Origin of the sequence: Streptosporangium becharense, from assembly GCF_014204985.1 — a bacterium.
In the GTDB taxonomy this organism is placed as follows: Bacteria; Actinomycetota; Actinomycetes; order Streptosporangiales; family Streptosporangiaceae; genus Streptosporangium; species Streptosporangium becharense.
Window position 1 is genome coordinate 3387588 of the sequence record NZ_JACHMP010000001.1, and the last position, 19378, is coordinate 3406965.

21 protein-coding genes are annotated in these 19378 nt (G+C 72.0%); 8 read left to right on the top strand and 13 right to left on the bottom strand.

Annotation, left to right across the window (positions count from 1 at the left end):
• The 4 genes from F4562_RS14600 to F4562_RS14615 all read right to left on the bottom strand — a co-directional run bounded on the left by F4562_RS14600 (nucleotide 1) and on the right by F4562_RS14615 (nucleotide 3942).
• Nucleotides 1-1455: a sugar transferase gene (locus tag F4562_RS14600; RefSeq protein WP_184537675.1), complete on the bottom strand. Its 1455-nt coding sequence runs from the start codon at nucleotides 1453-1455 to the stop codon at nucleotides 1-3.
• Nucleotides 1456-1694: 239 nt separating this feature from the next.
• Nucleotides 1695-2045 carry a hypothetical protein gene (locus tag F4562_RS14605; RefSeq protein WP_184537673.1) on the bottom strand — a complete coding sequence of 117 codons (351 nt, stop codon included), beginning with the start codon at nucleotides 2043-2045 and terminating at the stop codon, nucleotides 1695-1697.
• Between the two features lie 118 nt (nucleotides 2046-2163).
• On the bottom strand, nucleotides 2164-2784 hold the full coding sequence (locus F4562_RS14610) for a GntR family transcriptional regulator (protein WP_184537671.1): 621 nt from the start codon (nucleotides 2782-2784) through the stop codon (nucleotides 2164-2166).
• 9 nt (nucleotides 2785-2793) lie between these two features.
• Nucleotides 2794-3942 carry a DMT family transporter gene (locus tag F4562_RS14615; protein ID WP_246473434.1) on the bottom strand — a complete coding sequence of 383 codons (1149 nt, stop codon included), beginning with the start codon at nucleotides 3940-3942 and terminating at the stop codon, nucleotides 2794-2796.
• A gap of 110 nt (nucleotides 3943-4052) precedes the next feature.
• On the opposite strand from F4562_RS14615, the gene F4562_RS35840 reads away from it, so the two are divergent.
• Both F4562_RS35840 and F4562_RS14620 read left to right on the top strand, forming a co-directional pair.
• A complete protein-coding gene (locus F4562_RS35840; RefSeq protein ID WP_281402938.1) occupies nucleotides 4053-4184 on the top strand; it encodes a hypothetical protein in 132 nt (43 codons plus the stop codon).
• Between the two features lie 7 nt (nucleotides 4185-4191).
• Entirely contained in the window at nucleotides 4192-4554 is a 363-nt protein-coding gene (locus F4562_RS14620) for a barstar family protein (RefSeq protein ID WP_184537670.1), read from the top strand.
• Here the strand turns inward: F4562_RS14620 and F4562_RS14625 are convergent.
• Nucleotides 4464-4805, bottom strand: coding sequence for an SWIM zinc finger family protein (locus F4562_RS14625; protein WP_184537668.1), 342 nt, complete (start codon nucleotides 4803-4805; stop codon nucleotides 4464-4466). The two genes, F4562_RS14620 and F4562_RS14625, sit on opposite strands and share 91 nt — an antisense overlap.
• Nucleotides 4806-5069: 264 nt before the next feature.
• Here F4562_RS14625 and F4562_RS14630 point away from each other — a divergent pair, with 264 nt between their 5' ends.
• Both F4562_RS14630 and F4562_RS14635 read left to right on the top strand, forming a co-directional pair.
• Nucleotides 5070-7031, top strand: a complete 1962-nt coding sequence (locus tag F4562_RS14630) for a sensor histidine kinase (RefSeq protein WP_184537666.1) — start codon at nucleotides 5070-5072, stop codon at nucleotides 7029-7031.
• Nucleotides 7031-7387 (top strand): DUF742 domain-containing protein, encoded by a 357-nt coding sequence (locus tag F4562_RS14635; RefSeq protein ID WP_184537664.1) that lies wholly within the window; start codon nucleotides 7031-7033, stop codon nucleotides 7385-7387. The genes F4562_RS14630 and F4562_RS14635 overlap by 1 nt, the downstream gene beginning before the upstream one ends.
• 86 nt (nucleotides 7388-7473) lie before the next feature.
• On the opposite strand, the gene F4562_RS14640 is transcribed toward F4562_RS14635, so the two are convergent.
• From F4562_RS14640 to F4562_RS14650, 3 genes are all read right to left on the bottom strand, one after another.
• Nucleotides 7474-7965, bottom strand: coding sequence for a GNAT family N-acetyltransferase (locus F4562_RS14640; RefSeq protein ID WP_184537662.1), 492 nt, complete (start codon nucleotides 7963-7965; stop codon nucleotides 7474-7476).
• Between the two features lie 107 nt (nucleotides 7966-8072).
• Nucleotides 8073-8795 (bottom strand): NUDIX domain-containing protein, encoded by a 723-nt coding sequence (locus F4562_RS14645; protein ID WP_184537660.1) that lies wholly within the window; start codon nucleotides 8793-8795, stop codon nucleotides 8073-8075.
• Between the two features lie 86 nt (nucleotides 8796-8881).
• Nucleotides 8882-9256 (bottom strand): STAS domain-containing protein, encoded by a 375-nt coding sequence (locus F4562_RS14650; protein WP_184537658.1) that lies wholly within the window; start codon nucleotides 9254-9256, stop codon nucleotides 8882-8884.
• A 168-nt stretch (nucleotides 9257-9424) separates the two neighbouring features.
• Between F4562_RS14650 and F4562_RS14655 the strand changes: the two genes are divergently transcribed.
• On the top strand, nucleotides 9425-9745 hold the full coding sequence (locus tag F4562_RS14655; protein ID WP_184537656.1) for a hypothetical protein: 321 nt from the start codon (nucleotides 9425-9427) through the stop codon (nucleotides 9743-9745).
• A gap of 132 nt (nucleotides 9746-9877) precedes the next feature.
• On the opposite strand, the gene F4562_RS14660 is transcribed toward F4562_RS14655, so the two are convergent.
• Both F4562_RS14660 and F4562_RS14665 read right to left on the bottom strand, forming a co-directional pair.
• Nucleotides 9878-13447, bottom strand: a complete 3570-nt coding sequence (locus tag F4562_RS14660; protein WP_184537654.1) for an ATP-binding protein — start codon at nucleotides 13445-13447, stop codon at nucleotides 9878-9880.
• Nucleotides 13447-13938: a GNAT family N-acetyltransferase gene (locus tag F4562_RS14665; protein WP_184537652.1), complete on the bottom strand. Its 492-nt coding sequence runs from the start codon at nucleotides 13936-13938 to the stop codon at nucleotides 13447-13449. The genes F4562_RS14660 and F4562_RS14665 overlap by 1 nt, the downstream gene beginning before the upstream one ends.
• Before the next feature lie 311 nt (nucleotides 13939-14249).
• On the opposite strand from F4562_RS14665, the gene F4562_RS14670 reads away from it, so the two are divergent.
• The gene (locus F4562_RS14670; protein WP_184537650.1) at nucleotides 14250-15650 is read left to right on the top strand and encodes an FAD-binding oxidoreductase; all 1401 of its coding nucleotides are present in this window, start codon (nucleotides 14250-14252) and stop codon (nucleotides 15648-15650) included.
• 263 nt (nucleotides 15651-15913) lie between these two features.
• Here F4562_RS14670 and F4562_RS14675 read toward each other — a convergent pair whose 3' ends face one another.
• On the bottom strand, nucleotides 15914-16495 hold the full coding sequence (locus tag F4562_RS14675; protein WP_184537648.1) for a TetR/AcrR family transcriptional regulator: 582 nt from the start codon (nucleotides 16493-16495) through the stop codon (nucleotides 15914-15916).
• Between the two features lie 75 nt (nucleotides 16496-16570).
• On the opposite strand from F4562_RS14675, the gene F4562_RS14680 reads away from it, so the two are divergent.
• Together F4562_RS14680 and F4562_RS14685 are read left to right on the top strand one after the other, a co-directional pair.
• Entirely contained in the window at nucleotides 16571-17140 is a 570-nt protein-coding gene (locus F4562_RS14680; RefSeq protein WP_184537646.1) for a dihydrofolate reductase family protein, read from the top strand.
• A 71-nt stretch (nucleotides 17141-17211) separates the two neighbouring features.
• Nucleotides 17212-18120, top strand: a complete 909-nt coding sequence (locus tag F4562_RS14685) for a 3-methyladenine DNA glycosylase (RefSeq protein ID WP_184537644.1) — start codon at nucleotides 17212-17214, stop codon at nucleotides 18118-18120.
• Nucleotides 18121-18261: 141 nt separating this feature from the next.
• Here F4562_RS14685 and F4562_RS14690 read toward each other — a convergent pair whose 3' ends face one another.
• Entirely contained in the window at nucleotides 18262-18492 is a 231-nt protein-coding gene (locus F4562_RS14690) for a hypothetical protein (RefSeq protein ID WP_184537642.1), read from the bottom strand.
• 59 nt (nucleotides 18493-18551) lie between these two features.
• Nucleotides 18552-19292: a L,D-transpeptidase gene (locus F4562_RS14695; RefSeq protein WP_311733799.1), complete on the bottom strand. Its 741-nt coding sequence runs from the start codon at nucleotides 19290-19292 to the stop codon at nucleotides 18552-18554.
• Nucleotides 19293-19378 lie beyond the last annotated feature (86 nt).

The window sequence follows — 19378 nt, forward strand, 5'->3', positions numbered from 1 at the left end:
CTAGTAGGCCCCTTCTCCGCCGATGACGGCGCTCCAGGTCTTCCAGAGGATCTGCAGGTCCAGGAAGAGCGACCAGTTCTCGACGTAGCGGAGGTCCAGGCGGACGGACTCCTCCCAGCTGAGGTCCGAGCGTCCGCTGACCTGCCACAGGCCGGTCATGCCGGGTTTGACGACCAGGCGGCGGCGGACGTCCGCGCCGTACTGCCCGACCTCGGCGGGCAGCGGAGGACGCGGGCCGACGAGCGACATCTCGCCGCGCAGCACGTTGAGCAGCTGCGGCAGCTCGTCGATCGAGTAACGGCGCAGGAAGAGGCCCACCGGGGTGATTCTTGGATCGTTCCTAATCTTGAACAGGACGCCGTCGAACTCGTTCCTCCGCTCCAGGCCGGTCTTGAGGCGCTCGGCGTCCACGATCATGGTGCGGAACTTCACGACCTGGAACTCCCGGCCGCCCTTGCCCACCCTGACCTGTCGGAACAGCGCGGGCCCCGGGCTCGTCGCCCGGATCAGCAGGGCGACCGCCAGCATGGGCAGCGCGAGCACCAGCAGGGCCAGGCAGGCGCCGACCCGGTCGAACAGGCTCTTGGCCAGCCGCCTGGCGCCACGGAAGTCGGGATGCTCGACGTGGAGCAGCGGCATGCCGGCGACCGGGCTGATGCTGATGCGCGGCCCGGCCACGTCCATGAGCGCGGGCGCCACGAACAGGTCGGTGCGGGCGTCCTCCAGGTTCCAGGCGAGCCTGCGCAGCGCGGTGCCGTCCAGCTCCGGGCAGGCCAGGACGGCGACGGCGTCGGCGTTGACCTTGGTGGCCACCGCGGCCACGTCGGTGAAGCCGCCGAGCACCGGGACGCCGTCGACCTCCACCATGTCGGGGCCGGCGGGCAGGCAGGCGGCGACCACGGTCATGCCGTGGTAGGGCTGCCTGCGCAACTGGATCACCAGGTCGAGCACCGACTCGCGGTGGCCGACGGCGACCACCTGGCGCATGTACTCGCCGCGGGCACGCCGGCGGTGGAGCCGCTTGCGCATCCGGTAGCGGAAGGCGATCGTGAGGACGAGCGCGAGCGGGAACATCGCCATGACGAAGCTGCGGGCGATCGGTGTCTGCGTGGCGTAGGCCCCGATGGCCACGGCGGCCGTCAGGCCGGCCCCGCCGTTGAAGACCGCCCGGAACTCCTCCGAGCCCTCGCCGTGCGCGCTCCTGCGGTAGGCGCCGCCCGCCGCCAGCGCGACCGGCCAGCCCAGGGCCAGCCCGAGGCCCAGCATCGTCTCCGTTTCCGGGATGAAAGCCCCGAACCACAGCCGGGCCGCCAGAACGGTTTCACAGGCGACCACAGAACAGGCGATATCTCCGACCAGGAGAATACGGACATAAGACCGCGTCCAGATGCTCGGAGCAGTGCGTGCCGAACCTTCGAGGAGCGCTACGGCGGGCCCCTCAGTTCCCACTTCCATACCACCCCACCCAGATGCCCCATCGTCGACAGTCAACGGACGCGCATCTCATTTCAATGGTTGACGGCATTCCCAATACGTCAGAAGTACGGACACCCTTGGAAATACTAGTGATCACCATTGGGGAGCGGAATAGCGGCCTACTGTCCACTATTGGCCTAAGTAGGGCAGAGAGAACATCTTGACGGGGTCAACCGGGCATGCAGCTTTGTCAATGGTATTCGTGTACTAATTGGCAATTAGTCGTATTCGAAATCCGACAACGCCGTCGGCGGTTCGGGACTGCGCCAGACCACGACGTAATCGTCCCGGGCGGCCTCCACCGCCGCGCCCAACCGGTCGAGATCGAAATCCGGCAGGTAGCGGAGCCGGGCGAGAAAAGCCGTGTCGGTCGCCGATTCGGGCACCACACAGCTCTGACCGTCTCGATCGAGAAGGATGAACAGGATGTCCGACGCCGTGTCGCCCGCCACGCGCACCTCGACGACGTCCTCCCACGCGAGAGCGTCGACGCTGCCGTCCGCGTAGTGGCGGGTCACGCCTTCTTCGGTGACATACACGTAGGAGTCCGGCACTGAGTCGCCGTGCATGGCCGCGATTGTGACGACTTCCGGGTGCCCGGTGCAATAGAGACATGCCAGGCGCCGTCCGCCGTCCGCCCCACCGTGCCCCGGGCACGCCTCCCGTCACCCGCTCGGGCCGGAGCCGTCACTCGCCCCAGCCGTGCTCCAGGTGCGCCGCCACGGCCTGCCGGGCGGCCGGCGCGGGACCCCGGCCGATCGCGTCGAGCAGTTCGCGGTGCTCGGCGACCAGCACGTTCCGGTCGGTGTAGACCTCACGCAGCCGGACCAGACCGAGCCGGGTCTCCACGGCCAGCATTCCGTAGAGCCGCTCCAGCCTGGGGCTGCCCACCGCCACGATCAGCGCCTGGTGCAGGGCCATGTGCTCGGCCACCACGTCCGACCAGGGGGCGTCGCCGGGCAGCGCCGCCATCCGTGTCAGCGCCGCGTCGGCCTCCGCCACCCGGCGCCCGGCCAGCGCGCCGGCCATCAGGTCCTCCAGCGGGCGGCGGACGAACATCAGATCGTCCAGGTCGGTCACGGTCACCTCGACCACCTGGGCACTGCGGTGCCGTTCCCGCTTGAGCAGCCCTTCGTGCACGAGCACGGCGAGCGCCTCGCGGACGGTCGGGCGGGCCACGCCGTAACGGGCCGACAGTTCCTGCTCGGGCAGCGGGGTGCCCGCGGCGATCTCGCCGGACAGCACCCGCCGTCGCAGGGCGTCGGCGAGAGCGCCGACGGCGGAGACGGGGTGGAGCGGGAGGGTCACCGGACGACCCTATTCCCCCGAAGGTGTCCGTCGCCCGGATCCCTCGGTGGACACCCGCCCGGCCTCCTTCGCGGGCACCCACCCGGTCCCCTCGGCGGGCCCGCGTCCGGCCCCGTCGGCGGGCACCCACCCGACCCCTTCGGCGGGCCCACGTCCGGCCCCGTCGGCGGGTGTCCGCTCCGGCTCCTCCTCGGGCACCCGCCCGGCGGGAACCCCGGTGCCGGAGGGCCGTTCCGGAAGGGCGACGGCGACCAGGCTCACCCCCAGAAGGATCAGGCCGGCCGTCGAGAGCAGGGTCAGCCGCTCACCGAGCACGACGACGCCGAGCAGGGCCGCCACCGCGGGCTCGGCGAGGGCGAGGGTCGCCGCGGTCGCCACGGGCGTGGTGCGCAGCCCCCTGCCGTACAGGAAGTAGGCCAGCGCGGTGGTCGCGCAGCCCAGGTAGAGGGCGGCGAGCAGGCCGCGCGGCTCGGTGAGCCAGCCGGTGCCCGTCCACAGCAGGACCGGGACCATGATCAGCGCGGCCCCGCCGAACATCAGCCCCATCACCCCGTCGGAGGACGCACCCGCGGTGATCGCGCGAGCCGCGGTGACCGCGTAGAACGCGTACAGCAGGCCGCCGAGCAGGGCGAGCAGGACCCCGTCCGCCCGCACCTCGCCGCCTCCGCCGGTCAGCACGGCGCATCCGGCGATGGCCAGCGCGGTCGCCCCCGCCCAGCGGCGGCTGGGCGGCACCCGGTCGAGCAGCCACGACAGCAGTCCGGTGAAGACGGGGCCGCTGCCGATGGCGACGACGGTGCCGACGGCCACCCCGGTACGGCTGACCGCGGCGAAGAAGCACAACTGGTACGCCGCCACGGCCACCGCCGCCGCGACGAGCGTTCCCAGGCGCACGCCGGACCGGCGGCCGGGGGCCCCGTGGCCCGTCCCCCCGGCGCGGCCCGGGGAGAGGCCGGGGCTCTTCCCCGACCGGCCAGGGGAGAGCCCGAGGGAGGAGAGCAGCGGACGGACCGCCGGGGCGGTGACCGCGGCGAGCACCAGCCCGCCGATCACCAGGCGGGCGGCGGCCAGGGAGACGGGATCGACGCCGGTGACGAGCAACCCCGCCGTTCCCGCGGTTCCCCAGAGCACGGCGGCTCCGATCACGGCGAGTCTCATGCCCCGATTGTAAGCGTATTGTCTGACAACTAGACAATACGATCTCCCTCTCGTCCCAGGCCGGGCGTTCTCTTGTTTTCGCAGGTCAGAGCGCGGGTATTTTTCGGCAGGTGAGCCAGCAGACACAGCACGCGGTCCGCCGCACCGGCGGGGAGCATCCGGAGAGCGCCGCCGGAGCCATCCGGAACGGGCATGCGGCCGGCCGCCGGGCACCCGTCGCGACGACCTCCGGAGCGAGGTGATCGCGTGATGTCCCGGGGAACCGTCGAGGAGGTCTCGGCACGGGACGTGGCGAGCCGGATCGGCGCTGCCACCCCGCACCGGCTGGACGGCACGAGGATGACGACCTCGGCCGAGGCGATGGACGCGATCGTCGAGGCCCTGGAACCGCCGGGCGACGGTTTCCGGCACAACCTCGACGCCTTCTACGACGTTCTGACCGATCTGTCATGGTTGCCGCCGGGTGAGCACCTCCTGGTCTGGTCGGACCCGTCGGCGCTGTGGAGCGAGGACCGTTCGGCCTACGACGCCATCCGGGTGGTGCTCGCCGAGGCGGTCGCCGACGGGTCGTCCGGAGAGTCCTTCCTCTCGGTTCTGATCATGACCGACTGAGCCGTCGCGACGCAGTGCGCGCAGAGCACCCCGTTCCGGCCCTCGGCACAGGTGCAGGACCAGTGGAGCACCCCGTCGACGAGCCGGAACTCCACCCGCGCGGCGTCGTCATCGACCTCGGCGATCACCAGCGACGGTCCGAACCGGACCGGTTGCACCGCCCCCGACCTCACCAGCGCGTCGCCGCGCACCAGCGCCGCCCGCTCGGCGTGCCGCGTCTCCTCGGCGATCAAACCTGCGATCCCTTGCATGGGAACCCCCTCCTGCTCAGGAAGACGTACCAGGGAACCTGGTGGTTCCGCCCACCTTGGAGAGATAAATCCTGTCGATAGCGAATCATCCGCACGCCTAGTCGCAGATGAACCAGATTGCTAGGGTTTCGCCACTGCTAACCGCACATCTCGGTAGTGCGAGGTATTATGGTCGGCCGCAAACGCCCTGTCAGGAGCAAAATTTTCGTCCTGCTTCTGGTGCCTATTATCTCACTTGTAGTCATTTGGGGATTTGCTGCCAGTTTGACCCTCCAGAGCGGCCGAGAGCTCCTCCGGGTCAGCAGCGGCTACGAGCACGCGATCCTGCCCGCCAGAAAGGTCACCAGCGCCCTCCAGCACGAGCGGCTGCTGTCCCTGTCCGTCCTCGGCGACCTCGGTGTCTCCCGGGCCGGTCTCGACTCCCAGCGGCTGCGGACCGACGCCGCGCGAGCGGAACTGGAGCGGCTGACCGCCCGGGGCCGCGCCGACATCTCCTCCGGCACCTGGAACGACCTGACGCGCCTGTTCACCGCGATGGACCGGCTCACCGAGATCCGCAGCGGAGTCGACACCCGGACCGACACCCGGACGCAGACCCTCGACGCCTACAGCGACATCGTCGCGGCGGCCTTCGAGGTGTACGCGGGGATCCGCATCTCCACCGACGTCGACCTGACCGACCAGGCACGGGCCATCGTCATGGTCGGCCGCAGCCGCGAGATGCTCAGCCAGCAGGCCGCGCTGATCTCCGGTGCCGTGGTCGAGGGGCACATGAGCCCCGCGGAACGCGCCGCGTTCCGCGAGCTCGCCACCGGCCGCAGGCTTCTGTACTCGCTGGGGTTCAGCCGGCTCGACCCGGAGTTCCAGGCCCTCTACACCCCCCTGCACGACTCCGAGTCGTACGAATCGTTCGAGCGGATCGAGAACGCCGTCGCCGCGCAGGCCGAGCCGGAGGCGTCCTGGGCGACGGTCGCCACCACGCTGTCCGACACCTTCGACAGACTCGCCGGGGACGTCAGCCGGCGCATCAGCGAGCGGTCCGTGCCGCTCGCCCGGGACATCCTCGTCCGGATCGGCGTCGCGGGCGGCCTCGGGCTCGCCGCGCTCGGGCTGTCCGTCTTCGTCTCGGTGCGGTTCGGCCGCCGGCTGACCGCCGAGCTGGTCGGCCTCCAGCGGGTCGCGCTCGATCTGGCGGACAGGCGGCTGCCGGACGTGGTCGCGCGGCTGCGCCGCGGGGAGGACGTCCGCGCCGAGGTGCCCGAGCCCGACTACGGCAGCACCGAGGAGATCGCCCGGGTCGGCGAGGCGTTCTCCTCGGTCCAGCGGACCGCCGTCGAGGCCGCCGCCGGGCAGGCCCGGATGCGCAAGGGCGTCAACAAGGTCTTCGTGAACCTGGCCAGGCGCAACCAGTCGCTCCTGCACCGGCAGCTCGCCATGCTGGAGACGATGGAGCAGCGGGCCGCCGACCCGAAGACCCTGGAGGACCTGTTCGGCCTGGACCACCTGACCACCCGCATGCGCCGTCACTCCGAAGGACTGATCATCCTGTCCGGCGCCGCCCCCGGCAGGAAGTGGCGGACGCCGGTCACGGTCTACGACGTGGTCCGCGCCGCCGTCGAGGAGGTCGAGGACTACCGGCGGGTCAAGGTCGACGTGCCACCGGGTCCGTGCCTGGTCGGCAACGTCGTCACCGACGTGATCCACCTGATCGCCGAACTGGTGGAGAACGCCGCCGTCTTCTCTCCCCCGCACACCTCGGTCCGCGTCCACGGCGAGGCCGTGGCCAGGGGTTACGCCATAGAGATCGAGGACCGCGGGCTCGGCATCGGCCCTGAGGAGACGGCCCGGCTCAACGAGCGCCTGGCCGACCCCCCGGAGTTCGACCTGGCCGACAGCGACCGGCTCGGCCTGTTCGTCGTCGGCCGGCTCGCCGCCCGGCACGGCATCCGCGTCTCGCTGCGGGCCTCCCCCTTCGGGGGCACCGCCGCGATCGTGCTGATCCCCGAGGGGCTGATGGCCGACACGCCACAGCCGAAGCCGGCCTGTCCCGCCGAGCCGGAACAGTCCCTCGCGGAGGGCGGCCTGCCCAGACGGACGCGGGCCGGCGTCCCCGCCCGGGCGCCCGCGGCCGGCGCCGGGACACCACCCGGAGAACGGGCCCCGGGCAGCGTGCTGACGTCGTTCCGCGAGGGACGCCGCCGCGCCGAGCACGACGGCGGGTCGTGATGACGGAGCCCCTGGCCGGCGAGGACACCGGGCCGATCGTCCGTCCCTACACGATGACCGGTGGCAGGACCAGCGCCGGCGGCGCGCGGTTCGACCTGGTGTCGGTGGTCACCGCGGTCGGAGAACCGGGCCGGGTCCTGCCGCCCGAACACCTGGCGATCCTGGACGCCTGCCGGGCACCCGCCTCCGTCGCGGACGTGGCGAGCTCCACGGGCCTGGCCGTCGGGGTGCTCCGGGTGCTCCTGGCCGACCTGCGCGACGCCGGCCTGATCTCGCTCCGCCGCCCCGCACCGCCCGCCGGAGTCCCCCACGAGAGCCTGCTGCGTGACGTGCTCGCCGGGCTCAGGGCTCTGTGACCCGCGGGCATCCACTCGCCGGGCTCAGGGCTCCGTGACCCGCGGGCACCCGGAGGTCAGCCGGTGGCCGGGCGGGCACCCGGAGGTCAGTCGGTGGCCAGGCGGGCGTGCCGCTCCACGTCGTAGCGGACGCCCCCGTAGCTCAGCTTGGCCCGCTCGACCCCCTCGGGCAGGAAACCCGCCCTGGTCGCCACGGCGCATGAGGCCCGGTTGCCGAGGTGGTGCCCCAGCTCCAGGCGGAACAGGCCACGCTCGCGGAACGCCCACTCCGACATCTTCATGGTCGCTGCCACGGCCACCCCCCGCCCCCTGGCGTGCGGCAGCGTCCAGTACGACACCCAGCCGGTGTCGTGTGCGTCGATGTCGCTGACCGCCACGTTGCCCACGACCTCGCCGCCGCACACCACCGCGAACGCCTGCGCGTCGTCGCGGAACCCCCACAGCCCCATCCACTCCAGCGCCGCGCGGGGCGTGTCGATCGGCCTGGCCGCCTGGTCGGCCATGTCAGGGGAGCGGAACGCGTCGAGCAGCACCTGCACGTCGCCGGGATGCCATCCGCGCAACTCCACGTCAATCATGCCGTGCAGGGTATTGCCCGCGGGGCGGACCGGGAAGTGGTGCGCCGGCCCGGCCGCCGAGTCCGGCCCTCGCCCCCGGCCCGTCTCCCCCGGCCCGTCTCCCCGGCTCATCTCTCCCGGTTCCCCCTCCCCGGGCCGGAGAACGGGCCGGACAGCGCCGCCCACTGCAACAGCATGATGGTCTTCGCGTCGGCGATCTCCCCCGAGGCGATCATGTCGAGGGCCTTCGCGAAGGGCAGCTCCACCACCTCGATGTCCTCGCCGTCGTCGGCCAGCCCGCCGCCGTCGGAGGTGCGCCGGTCCGCGCTGTACGGAGCGGCGAAGAAGTGGACGCGCTCGGTGACGGAGCCCGGGCTCATGTAGACGTCGAAGACGTGCTCCACCTCGCCGATGTCGTAACCGGTCTCCTCGGCGGCCTCCCGCCGGATCGCGGTCTCCGGGTCGTCGTCGTCGAGCAGGCCCGCGGCCGTCTCCAGCAGCAGCCCGTCGGGGTGGCCGTTCACGTAGACCGGGTAGCGGAACTGCCTGGTCAGCAGGACGGTCTCGCGCCCGGCGTCGTAGAGGAGCACCGTCGCGCCGTTACCGCGGTCGTATGTCTCCCGCTCCTCGGTACTCCAGGTGCCGTTCCGGTGCCGGTAGTCGAAGGTCGTCTTGCGCAGCACGTACCAGCTCGACGAGAGCAGCTCCACCTCCCGCACCCGGACCCCGGGGTTGCCGGTCAGGTCGAACCCCACCCGGTCGAGGCCGGTGCGGCCCCGCCGGTCCGGGACGTCCACCCCGGGCACCCCTGCGGGGATGGTCTTCTTCGGTGTCTGTGAGGGTTCACGCATGAGGGTCAGTCTGCCCTGGGCTCCGGAGGAGGGCCGGTCCGCCCCGGGCGGAGACGAAGTCACTCCTCCCCGGGCGCGGGAGAAGATCAGTCCGCCTTGGGCACCGGAGAGGGCGGGACCGCCGCCCGCAGGGCCGCCGGGACATCGGGATCGAGGGGGAACACCCCGGTGAGACCGGTGAGCGTCAGGAGCCGTTCCAGGACCCCGGTGGCCCCGGCCAGGCGCAGGCAACCCCCCGCCTCGCCCGCGCGTCGCCGGAAGTCGAGCATGACCCACAACCCGGTGGAGTCGCAGAACCGGAGACCGGCGACGTCCAGGACCACGCGGGACGCCCCCCGGTCGAAGCGGGCGGTGAGGGCATCGCGCAGCAGGGGACTGGACAGTTTGTCCAGCTCACCCACGAGGACGATCACACAGGCACCGTCGTGCTCGCGGACCGAGACAGCAAGCGGCGTCGTCATCTCCGCACGTTCCTTAGGCCGGGTCTCCCGAGGCTATTCCAATGATCTTGATGAGAGGGCGATCTTCCACCGACCGAAACGCGCTCGTGAACAAAACCCGCTTCGGAACCGTCCGCATCGGTTGCCCGCCCACCGATAGATCTACCCCGTGCGGGGCACTCAGCCCCTATGAACAACGACGACGCGGAGAGCCGAGACTTCTGCAGGAAGGGATTCGACGGAAGGCCCTCGGACCGGCCCAGGACGACGGGAGAGATAGCCCTGAACCTGGCCGTCAGCGAATCGCTGGCCAACCACGGTCACCATGCCTTGGTCAACGCGCACGAGGCCGCGGCCAGCGGTCATGAGCACCTGGCCGAGGCGGGTGTCGGAGACGTGGAGGAGCACCTCGACCTCGCGCGCTGGCACCGGTGGTGCGCCATCGTGGAGGACCAACTGGCCGACGAAGCCGACCGGCGGACTCCCGCCAGGCGCGACAGGAGGACCTGAACGGGCGCGGTGTGATCGGGCGGCGGGGCCGGACGGGGTGCACCCCGCGGCCGTGGGCGTCCGCAGCCGGGGACGGGCGGTATCGGCCTCACCGCCCGAACCGGTCGGCCCCACCGCCCCAACCGGCCCGCCTCACCCGTTCAGCGGGCCGGACGTCCCGCTGCCGCGGATGCTCTCGACCAGGGCGGCGCTCTGACGTTCCAGATACGGCAGTCCCAGGCGTCGGTGGGTCTCCCGCGCGCGTTCGGCGTGGGTCAGGGCCTCCTCGGTCCGGCCGATCCGGTGCAGCAGCCGGGCGGTCGCCTCGTTGAGCGACCCCCAGGAGGCACAACCCGTGCCCAGCGTCACCAGCTGGTCGGTGATGGGGGCCAGCTCCGCCAGCAGGCCCCGTGGGTCGGGGCGGCCGATCCGGGCCGCGACGAGGGCCCACTGCCAGACCACGAACTGCCATGTCCAGTCATGCTCGGCGACCGCTCCCCACCAGTCGATGAGCCGGTGCGCGAGCGGCTCGTCCCCCGCCTCGACCGCGGCCAGTACGGCGGTGGGACGTAACAAGCGGTAGGAGTCGTTCCCGGCGGCGTCGACCAGCTCGGGCAGGAGGACCCCGTGGCGGCCCTGTGCCCGGTTCGCCAGGAAGGTACAGATGAGGTTGATGCAGTCGGGGCCCCACAGGCTGGTGAGCCGGTAGCTTTCGGCGGCGACCCCGGCCAGCCGTTCGACGTCCTCCCACCTGCCGTCCAGCATCGCCCGTCCGACCGCGGCGTAGGTCACCTGGGTCTCGATCTCCGGCATCCGCACCTCACCGGTCAGCCGCAGGCAGCAGGCGAGCTCGGTGTCGTAGTCGGTCAGCAGCCCGGAGCGCAGCAGGGTCGGCATCCGGTGCAGGCGCGCGATGATCTCGGCGGCCCGGGGCAGGTCCGGGAGCGTCAGGATCTCCTCCGCCGCCAGGTAGCGGTCCTCCTCGTACTCGGGCGTCCACGCCGCGATGACGAAGTTGTTGAGCGTCCGCGCCAGCAGCCGGTGGTCGCCGGTCTTCCGGGCGAGTGCGACGGCCTCGGTCGCGTGGCGCCGTCCCTCGTCGCGACGGTCGCTGTAGTAGAGCTCCACGCCGAGCGTGCCGAGCAGCTCGGCCCGGCGGGTGTCGTCGCCGGGCGGCAGGCGGTCGAGCTGCTCCTCCAGTACGGCGACCATGCGCGCGTCCACCACACCGTAGGCACGCCAGTTCCACAGTGTCACGCCGCCGAAGACCGTGGCCGCCTCGATCACCGCCGCGTCGTCGCCGCGCCGGGAGGCGAGCGTCACGGCCTCGTCGAGCGCGACGCGGGCTCCGGTCACGTCCCCGGTCACCCGGCGGGCCCGGCCCAGCTCGATGAGGAGCGCGGTGCGGGAGGCCGCCGACTCCGGCGCGTGCGGAGCGAGCGCCGCGAGCGCCTGCTCCCAGAACATGACCGCCTCGTCGTAGGCGAGGCGGGCCGCCGCCTGGACCGCCGCCCGGGAGGCGTACGACGTCGCCTTGGCCGCCTCGCCCACCCGCGCGGCCATGCCGAAGTGGTGAGCCAGCACGGGCAGCCGTACATCCAGGTCTCCCGGATGGAGGTTCTCGATCGCCTCCCCGACCCGCCCGTGGATCTGTGCCCGTTGCAGGCGGCTGAGGCCCTCGTAGAGCGCCTCCTGGACGAGCGCGTGCGAGAACCGGTAGTCCCAGCCGCCGTCCACCTCGGTGAGCAGGCCGATCGCCACGGCGGGTTCCAGCAGCATCATCATCCGGGTGGCGCCGACGCCGGTGGCCGCGTCGAGCACGTCGGCGTCGACGTCCCTGCCGATCACAGCGGCGACCCGCAACAGGGTCTGCGAGTCCTCCGGCAGCCGGGAGACGCGCCGCGTGATGACGTCGCGCACCCCGTCGGGCACGGCGATCGAGGTGACGTCCGCGACGGACAACCGCTGCAGGGGCGAGACACTGGTCAGCAGGCGGAGCAGCTCGCCGAGGAAGAAGGGGTTGCCGCCGGTGCGGTCGTGCAACGCGTGGGCGAGGGCGGGATCCACGTCGTGGAGGTGGTCGGCGACCTGCTCGGCGGTGAGAGCGGTGACGCTCATCCGTTCGGTGCCGCGTTGCCGGGTCAGGTCGCCGAGCGCGTCCGTCAGCGCCTGACGTGCCTGCGCGGGCTCCGGGCGGAGCGTGGCCAGCACCAGCAACGGCACCCGGTGCAGGTCGGCGCCGAGGAAGGTCAGCAGTTTGAGGGACGCGGCATCCGCCCAGTGGATGTCCTCCATGAGGAGGAGCACCGGTGCGGCGGCCACCCGGCGGGACAGGGCACCGGACACGGCGTCGTACAGCAGGAAGCGCGCGGTGTCGGGGTCGCCGGCGCCGGGTGCCTCGTCCCCGCCGGTGAGCCTGCGCGTCACCCCGGCCAGCTCGCCGTCACCGCCGTCGCCTCCGGTCCCGCCGCCCAGGGCGTTCAGGGCCTGGATCCACGGCCAGAAGGCGGGGGCGCCGCTCCCCTCGACGCAGCGGCTCCACACGACGGTGACGCCCGTCTCCTCCGCGATCCGCGCGGCGGCGTCGGCCAGGCGGGTCTTGCCGATCCCCGACTCCCCGCTGACCAGCAGGACGCCCCCCACACCGCGGACGGTGGCGTCCAGCCTCTCCCGGATCCGGCGCAGATGGGGTTCCCTGCCCACCAGCCTGCGGCGGCACTCGGCCAGCACGGACTGGTGTGTCTCCCCGCCCCCCGCGGCGCCGTGTGCGACGGGGCCGGACGGGCCGGCCGCGACGTGATCCGCGGGATCGGCCGGGACGGTGGGGATGTACATCTCCTGTTGCGGCACACGCGTGACCTGGACCTGGGCCGGCCACGGGCCCGTGACCGATTCGGGCGGGGAGCGGTCGAGTGATTCGTCCTGGTCGAGGATGGCCCGTTCGAGTCTGCGTAACGCGGGCCCCGGCTCCAGCCCGAGTTCGTCGCTCAGCAGGGTGCGGCAACGCTGGTAGGCCGCCAGCGCCTCGGCCTGTCTGCGGTCCCGGTACAGGGCACGCATGAGCAGGGCCCAGAAGCCCTCCCGGTAGGGGTCGAGACCGAGCAGGTGCCCGGCCTCGACGACGGCCTCGGCATGCCGGCCCAGCGCCAGCCACGTCTCGGCGCGCAGCGACAGGGCCGACAGCCTGGCCTCGGTGAGCCTGGCCACCGTGGGCCCGGCGAATGGGTCGTCGGCGAAGTCGGCGAGCGGCTCGCCGCGCCAGGCGGTCAGCGCCGCGTCCAGGAGCTGCTCGGCCTCCGGCGCCCGCCCGGCGCCCAGGGCCGCCTGCGCCGCCTCCACCGCCCGGCCGAACCGGTGGGCGTCCACCTGGTCGGGTGAGATGTCCAGCAGGTATCCGGGCTCGCGGGTCCGCAGGACCTGGGCCCGCGAGCGGGGGCTGCGCTGCGGTTCGAGGATCCTGCGGAGCTGGGAGATGTACGCCTGGAGCGTTCCGGTCGCACTGGAGGGCGGCTCGTCCGCCCAGAGCCGGTCGATCAACTGGTCCAGGGGGATCACATGGGGGGCGTTGAGGACCAGCAGCGTCAGCACGGCGCGTTGCTTGCGCGATCCCAGTTCGAGAGCGGTTCCCGCACCGTCGACGACCTCGACCGGGCCGAGAATACGGAAGTCCAGCCGGGTCGCCGGATCGGCCGGCGTTCGGTCGTCACCACCCTTGGCGAGCATCACAACTCCCGCGTGAGCCAGGCGACCGCCAGTCCCTCGATCGCGGAGTCATCGTATCGACAGGGCGCTATGTTCTTTTCGTCCTCTGCAAAAAACCCCGCCGAGCGGAGCAGGGCGGGCATTCCCGTCTCCTCGGGCGCGACCCGGTAACGCACCCGCCGAACACCGTCCGCGCACAGTTCTCTCAGCACATCCCCCAGCAGCCTGCGGCCCAGGCCCCGTCCCCGGTGGACCGGGTCCACGGTCAACGCCCGCAGCCGCGCCTCGTGGGCGGGCGGCCCCACCTGGACGATAGCGCCGGCCAACGGCGGATCACCGGCCGGCCGGGCCAGGTCGACCAGCAGGTAGGCCCGGCAACGGGCGACCGACACCTCGGCCAGTGCCCCGGCCAGTGCCGCGCCGAGCATGCCGGAGCCCCGCATGCCCACGTGCGCCGGAACCTCCCGCAGCAACAGCGTGCTGAACCGTCGGGGCTCGGATGGCGACGACATGCGCGTAAGCATGTTCCGGGCGTCTAGAAGACGACTAGCAGAACGCTGGGCCGATCGCGAGCCTCCGCCCCGTCCCGGCCGGTGCTCACCGCCCTCCCCGTCCCCGCCGCCCTCCCCCGTCCACCTCCCGCCGTCGCCTTCCCCGCAGGCGACGGGGGCCCAACTCGTTTCCAGGTCCGCCATTGGTGACCGCCCAGTTATCTCCAAGACGTGAGTGCGAGAACTGGGGAGCCGGTCCGATCGGGCCGGCCGGACGAACCCCCGTGGTTCGCGATCCCTCATCACCGGTTCCCACTACCAGAAGGAGACCCATGAGCACCGTCTCACCCGCTTCGGATCGGCTCGGCGAGGAGCTGGACACGCTGCGCCGGCAGGTGGAAGGCCCGGTGCTGACCCCCGGGCAGGACGGCTTCGACGCGGAGATCACCGGGTTCAACCTCGCCACCCGGCACCGTGCGGCCGTCGTGGTCGGCGCCGCCGGCGTCCAGGACGTCGCGGCGGCGGTCCGTTTCGCGACGCGGCACTCCCTGCCCGTCGCCGTTCAGGCCACCGGTCACGGAGCGGTCCAGGCGGCCGACGGGGCACTGTTGATCACCACCTCCCGGATGCGCGGCGTCACCGTCGACCCGTCCGACCGCAGCGCGCGGATCGACGCGGGCTGCACCTGGATGGATGTCATCGCCAAGGCGACGCCGCACGGCCTGGCGCCGTTGTGCGGATCGTCGTCCCGAGTGGGGGTGGTGGGCTACACGCTCGGCGGAGGCATCGGCCCGATCTCGCGGACGTTCGGCTTCGCCGCCGACCACGTCCGGGAGATCACCGTCGTGACCGCGGACGGGCAGGTCCGGGTGACGGCCCCGCACCAGGAACCGGACCTGTTCTGGGGGCTGCGCGGCGGCAAGGGCAGCCTCGGCGTGGTGACCTCCATCGTCGTCGACCTGTTCCCGGTGACGTCGCTGTACGGCGGCGGCCTCTACTACGCGGCCGAGGACACCCCCGCCGTCCTGCGCGCCTACGCGGACTGGGCCGGCACGCTGCCGGAGGCCACGACCACCTCCGTGGCGCTGCTGCGCCTGCCTCCGCTGCCCGACCTGCCGCCGCAGCTGCGCGGGCGCTTCGTCACCCACCTGCGCTTCGCCCACCTGGGCGAGGCACGGGAGGCCGAGGCCCTGCTCGCCCCGATGCGCGCCGTGGCCGAGCCGGTCCTCGACGGAATCGGTCAGCTGCCGTTCAGCGCGATCGACTCCGTGCACAGCGACCCGGTGGACCCCATGCCGACCTGGGAACGCGGCAGCCTGCTGCGTGAGTTCACCGAGGAGACCGCGCAGGCGCTGCTGGCGGTCGCGGGCCCGCAGAGCGAGGTGCCGCTGGCCATCGTGGAACTACGCCAGTTGGGCGGGGCCCTGGCCCGGGAGCCGCGCGAGCCGAACGCCGTGGGCGGGCGGGACGCCGCCTACTCCGTGCTGGTGATCGGCGCTCCGGTCCCCGAGTTGATGGACACCGTGATCCCGGCCGTGGGCCGGGCCGTGATCGACGCCTTGTCCCCCTGGTCGACCGGGGGGACGCTGCTCAACTTCCACGGGTCGGCGCTCGCCCCGGACGAACTGGCCCGCGCCTGGCCCGAGCCGGTGCTGACCAGGCTCGCCGCGCTCAAGGAGCGGTACGACCCGGCACGCGTCTTCCGCTTCGGCCACGTCGTGCCGCGCAGGTGAGACCCGGCGACGAGGCCCGGCCGGATCGGCCGGGATGCCGTCCGGCCGGATCGGAGCGGAATGCCAGGCCCGGACGACCGGGGCGGTGAGGACGAGGCCCGCCCGGACCGGGGCGGAACGGTGTGCCGTCCGGCCGGACGGGAGCGGGGCACCATCGGGGTAGGCGGGCCGGCGTCCTTGTGGGAGCGGGGCACCGTCGGGATAGGCGGGGCCGGCGTCCTTGTGGGAGTGGAGCGTCGGAGCGCGGGGCCGGCGGCCCTCGTTCAGGCCCCGGCCTGCGGGACGAGGCGTTCCACCGCGCGTTCCACCAGATCGTGCAACTGCGCCTCGTCGAACAGGTCGGGCAGCGTGAGCTGTTCCACGATCAGCCAGTTCATGGCCAGGTAGAGCAGTAGCACCGTCGTGGCGTCGCCGGGCAGGCCGGAGTCGAGGTGGTAGCCGACGTTGGCGTCGACGTCCGCCCTGATCCGCTCGGTGAGCACCGCGCGGAGGCCGGGACGGCGGGTCGCCTCCAGCCGCAGCTCCAGCAGGGCGAGGTAGCCCGCCCGGTAGGCGCCGATCCGGCCCACCAGCTCGTGCATGAGCTCGGCCACCCGTGCCCGGTTCCGGGGGCCCGTGAGGCTCGCGGCCATGGTCGCGGCGTCCGGCTGCAGCCGTTCGTAGATGTGCGCGCCGGCCTGGGTGAGCAGGTCGTCGCGGTTGGCGAAGTAGTTGGACGCCGTGCCGGCGGGCACCTGCGCCTGGGTGTCCACGGCCCGGAAGGTCAGGCCGCGCGCACCCTCACGGGCCAGCACGTCGATGGCGGCGTCGAGCAACGCCGCTCGCCTTGCCTGGTTCTGTCGCATCTCGGTTGACACCACTCCATCTGTAGTACTACGGTTTGACCACTACGAGCATAGTACTTCAGATGGAGTGAATGAATGCGAAAGCTTGTCTACTACGTCGCTCTGACCGTCGACGGCTACATCGCCGGCCCCGGCGGTGAGATCGACTTCTACCCGGTGGCGGACGACATGGCGGCGTGGATGAACACCCAGTACCCGGAGACCGTCCCCACCCACATCCGGGCCCAGATCGGCCTCGACACGCCGAACAAGCGCTTCGACACGATCGTGATGGGTCGCGGCACGTACGAGCCCGCGCTCGACGTCGGCATCACCAGCCCCTACCGGCACCTGCGGCAGCACGTCGTCTCGACCACGCTCCCCGAGATCGCCGACCCCGAGGTCGAACTGGTCCCCGGCGACCCGGTCGCGCTGGTCCGCCGGTTGAAGCAGGAGGACGGCATGGACATCTGGCTCGGTGGCGGCGGCAAGCTGGCCGGCACCCTGCTGCCCGAGATCGACGAGCTGATCGTCAAGAGCTACCCGGTGGTCGCGGGCGCCGGAATCCCCGCCTTCGCCGGGGAACTCCGCCCCACCCCCTTCATCCCGGTCCGGACGCGTTCCTTCAGCAACGGCACCACGGTCACCTGGTACACCCGGGGCTGAACCCCCGCCACCCCACCTCCCTCGCATCCCCGTGTCCTCGGACCACGCCGGGCCGCGCGTACCATTCAGCGGTGGAGGTTTTGGAGCCGGAGGTGTGGCAGGCGCGGGCCGAGGCCCACCGGCGACGGGTCGAGGCATGGACGGCACCGCACCTGGAGCGCAGGGGGCGGGGCGAGACCCACCCCGTCGAGGACTTCCTGTTCACCTACTACGGGCACCGGCCGGCGCGGCTGCGGCAGTGGCATCCGGGCGCCGGGCTGGTGCTGAAAGGCGCGCGCGACTTCGGCCGCGCCTACCTCGACACCCCCGGGGGAGCCACGCTCGACACCGCGGCGTTGATGGACAGGCGCGGATCCACCGTCGAGTGGATCGCGCGGCTGCTGGCCGCCACCGCGGCACGACCGGCGTATCTCGGCTGCTTCGGCCTGCACGAGTGGGCGATGGTCTACAAGACCGCGGAGGTGCGCCACGGCGCCTGGCCGCTGCGGCTCAGCGGGGCGGAGGTCGCGGAGGTGGTGGAGCAACGAGGCGTGCGGTGCGGTCATTTCGACGCGTTCCGCTTCTTCACCCCCGAGGCACGCCCGCTCAACGCCCTGCAGCCGACGCGGGAGCGACAGCGGGACCTGGAGCAGCCGGGCTGCCTACACGCCAACATGGACCTGTACAAGTGGGCGTACAAGCTGTCGCCGCTGGTGAGCGGCGAACTGGTCGCCGACTGCTTCGCGCTGGCCCGTGACATCCGCGTCGTGGACATGCGGGCCAGCCCGTACGACCTGAGCCCGCTCGGCTATCGGGCGATCCGGATCGAGACGCCCGAGGGACGGGCCGAGTACGCCGCCGAGCAGCGGGGGTTCGCCGAGCGGGCACGGCCGCTGCGGCAGCGCCTGCTCGACGCCTGCGAACGGCTCCTCGCCGGCACCCGCCACCCTCGATTCAAGGTGGCAGAAGAGATTCATGTCCCGGACGAGATCGGTCGGTAGCCTGCTGTCCGCGCCGTGGGAGGCGTCGCCGGCTCCCCGACACGCCGGATCCGTCGTCTCCCGTGCCGATCCCTTCCGGCGAGACCTGCGGACGCCGAGGTGCGGCGCCGCAGACCCGGTGGCCGCGGCGCCGCGCCATGATCAGCCGGTGTAGGCCGGCCTGACGACGACGGGCTCCTCCGGAGCCGCCGGCGCCGGGGCGGGCCCTTGCTCGGCCGGCGCCGGGGTGGCAGGCCCTTGCTCGGCCGGCACCGGGACGGGCGAGGCGGCCGGCTTCGCAGGATCGGCCGCGGCCGTGCCCGAGAAGCCTGCGAGGCCCGCGGTCAGGGCCAGCACCGCACTGATGCCGATGAGCGTGGCTTTGATCTTCATAGGGTTCCCCTGTTCATTCGTTCATTCACATCGGGCCTCAGCCCCGTGTGACTCGGGCCTCAGCCCCGTATGACGACCGGAGTACCGATCGCCAGGTTCTTCGCCATCCAGGTGATGTCGTCGTTGCTGATCCGGACGCAGCCGTGGCTGGCCCGCGTGCCGATGGCGGAGGGCTTGTTCGTCCCGTGGATCGCCAGCTGGCCCGGGCCACCGGCGAAGCTCTTCAGCACCGGCGAGAAGCCGCTCAGCCCGAAGGCGTAGGCGCCGTAGGCCCCGTCCTGGTCGACGGGTTTCACCAGCTCGGTGAAGAAGTAGCGACCTGGAGGTGTCGGCGTGCCCGCTTCACCCGTCGCGACCTTGCCCGTCCTGACGGCCCTGTCACCGTCATAGACCGTGAACCTGAACGCCCCGCGATCGATCTCCACCCGGTAGGCGGTCTCCGCGAGCGTCACGTCGGTGGCCTTGATCCAGCCCTTGCTGCCGTTCGGCCGGATCGGCAGCAGCACCTGGAGCCACTCGCCCTCCTCACGTTCCACCAGGAAGACACGCGTCGCGCCGTAGTCGTTGGGGCTCGTGATCGTCCTCTGTGCCGCCCCCTCCTTGTCTCCGTAGACCGTGATCCGAGATCCCTTGACGCTCGCGATCTTTGAACTGACGCTGCTCACCGGCTCGGGTCGCGCGGCACTGCTCACCGGCTCGGGTCGCGCGGCGTTGCCCGCGTTGCTCGCGCTGCCCGCACAGCCGGTCAGCAGGAAGGCGAGCGTCGCCGCAGCAGCCGTACGAAGCAGGTTGGTTCTCACCCGCCGCAGCCTGGCGACAGAATGTGTGAAACCTGTTTGGTTGTCATGCGGATCCCATGTGCACCCCCCGACATGGGCATAACCTC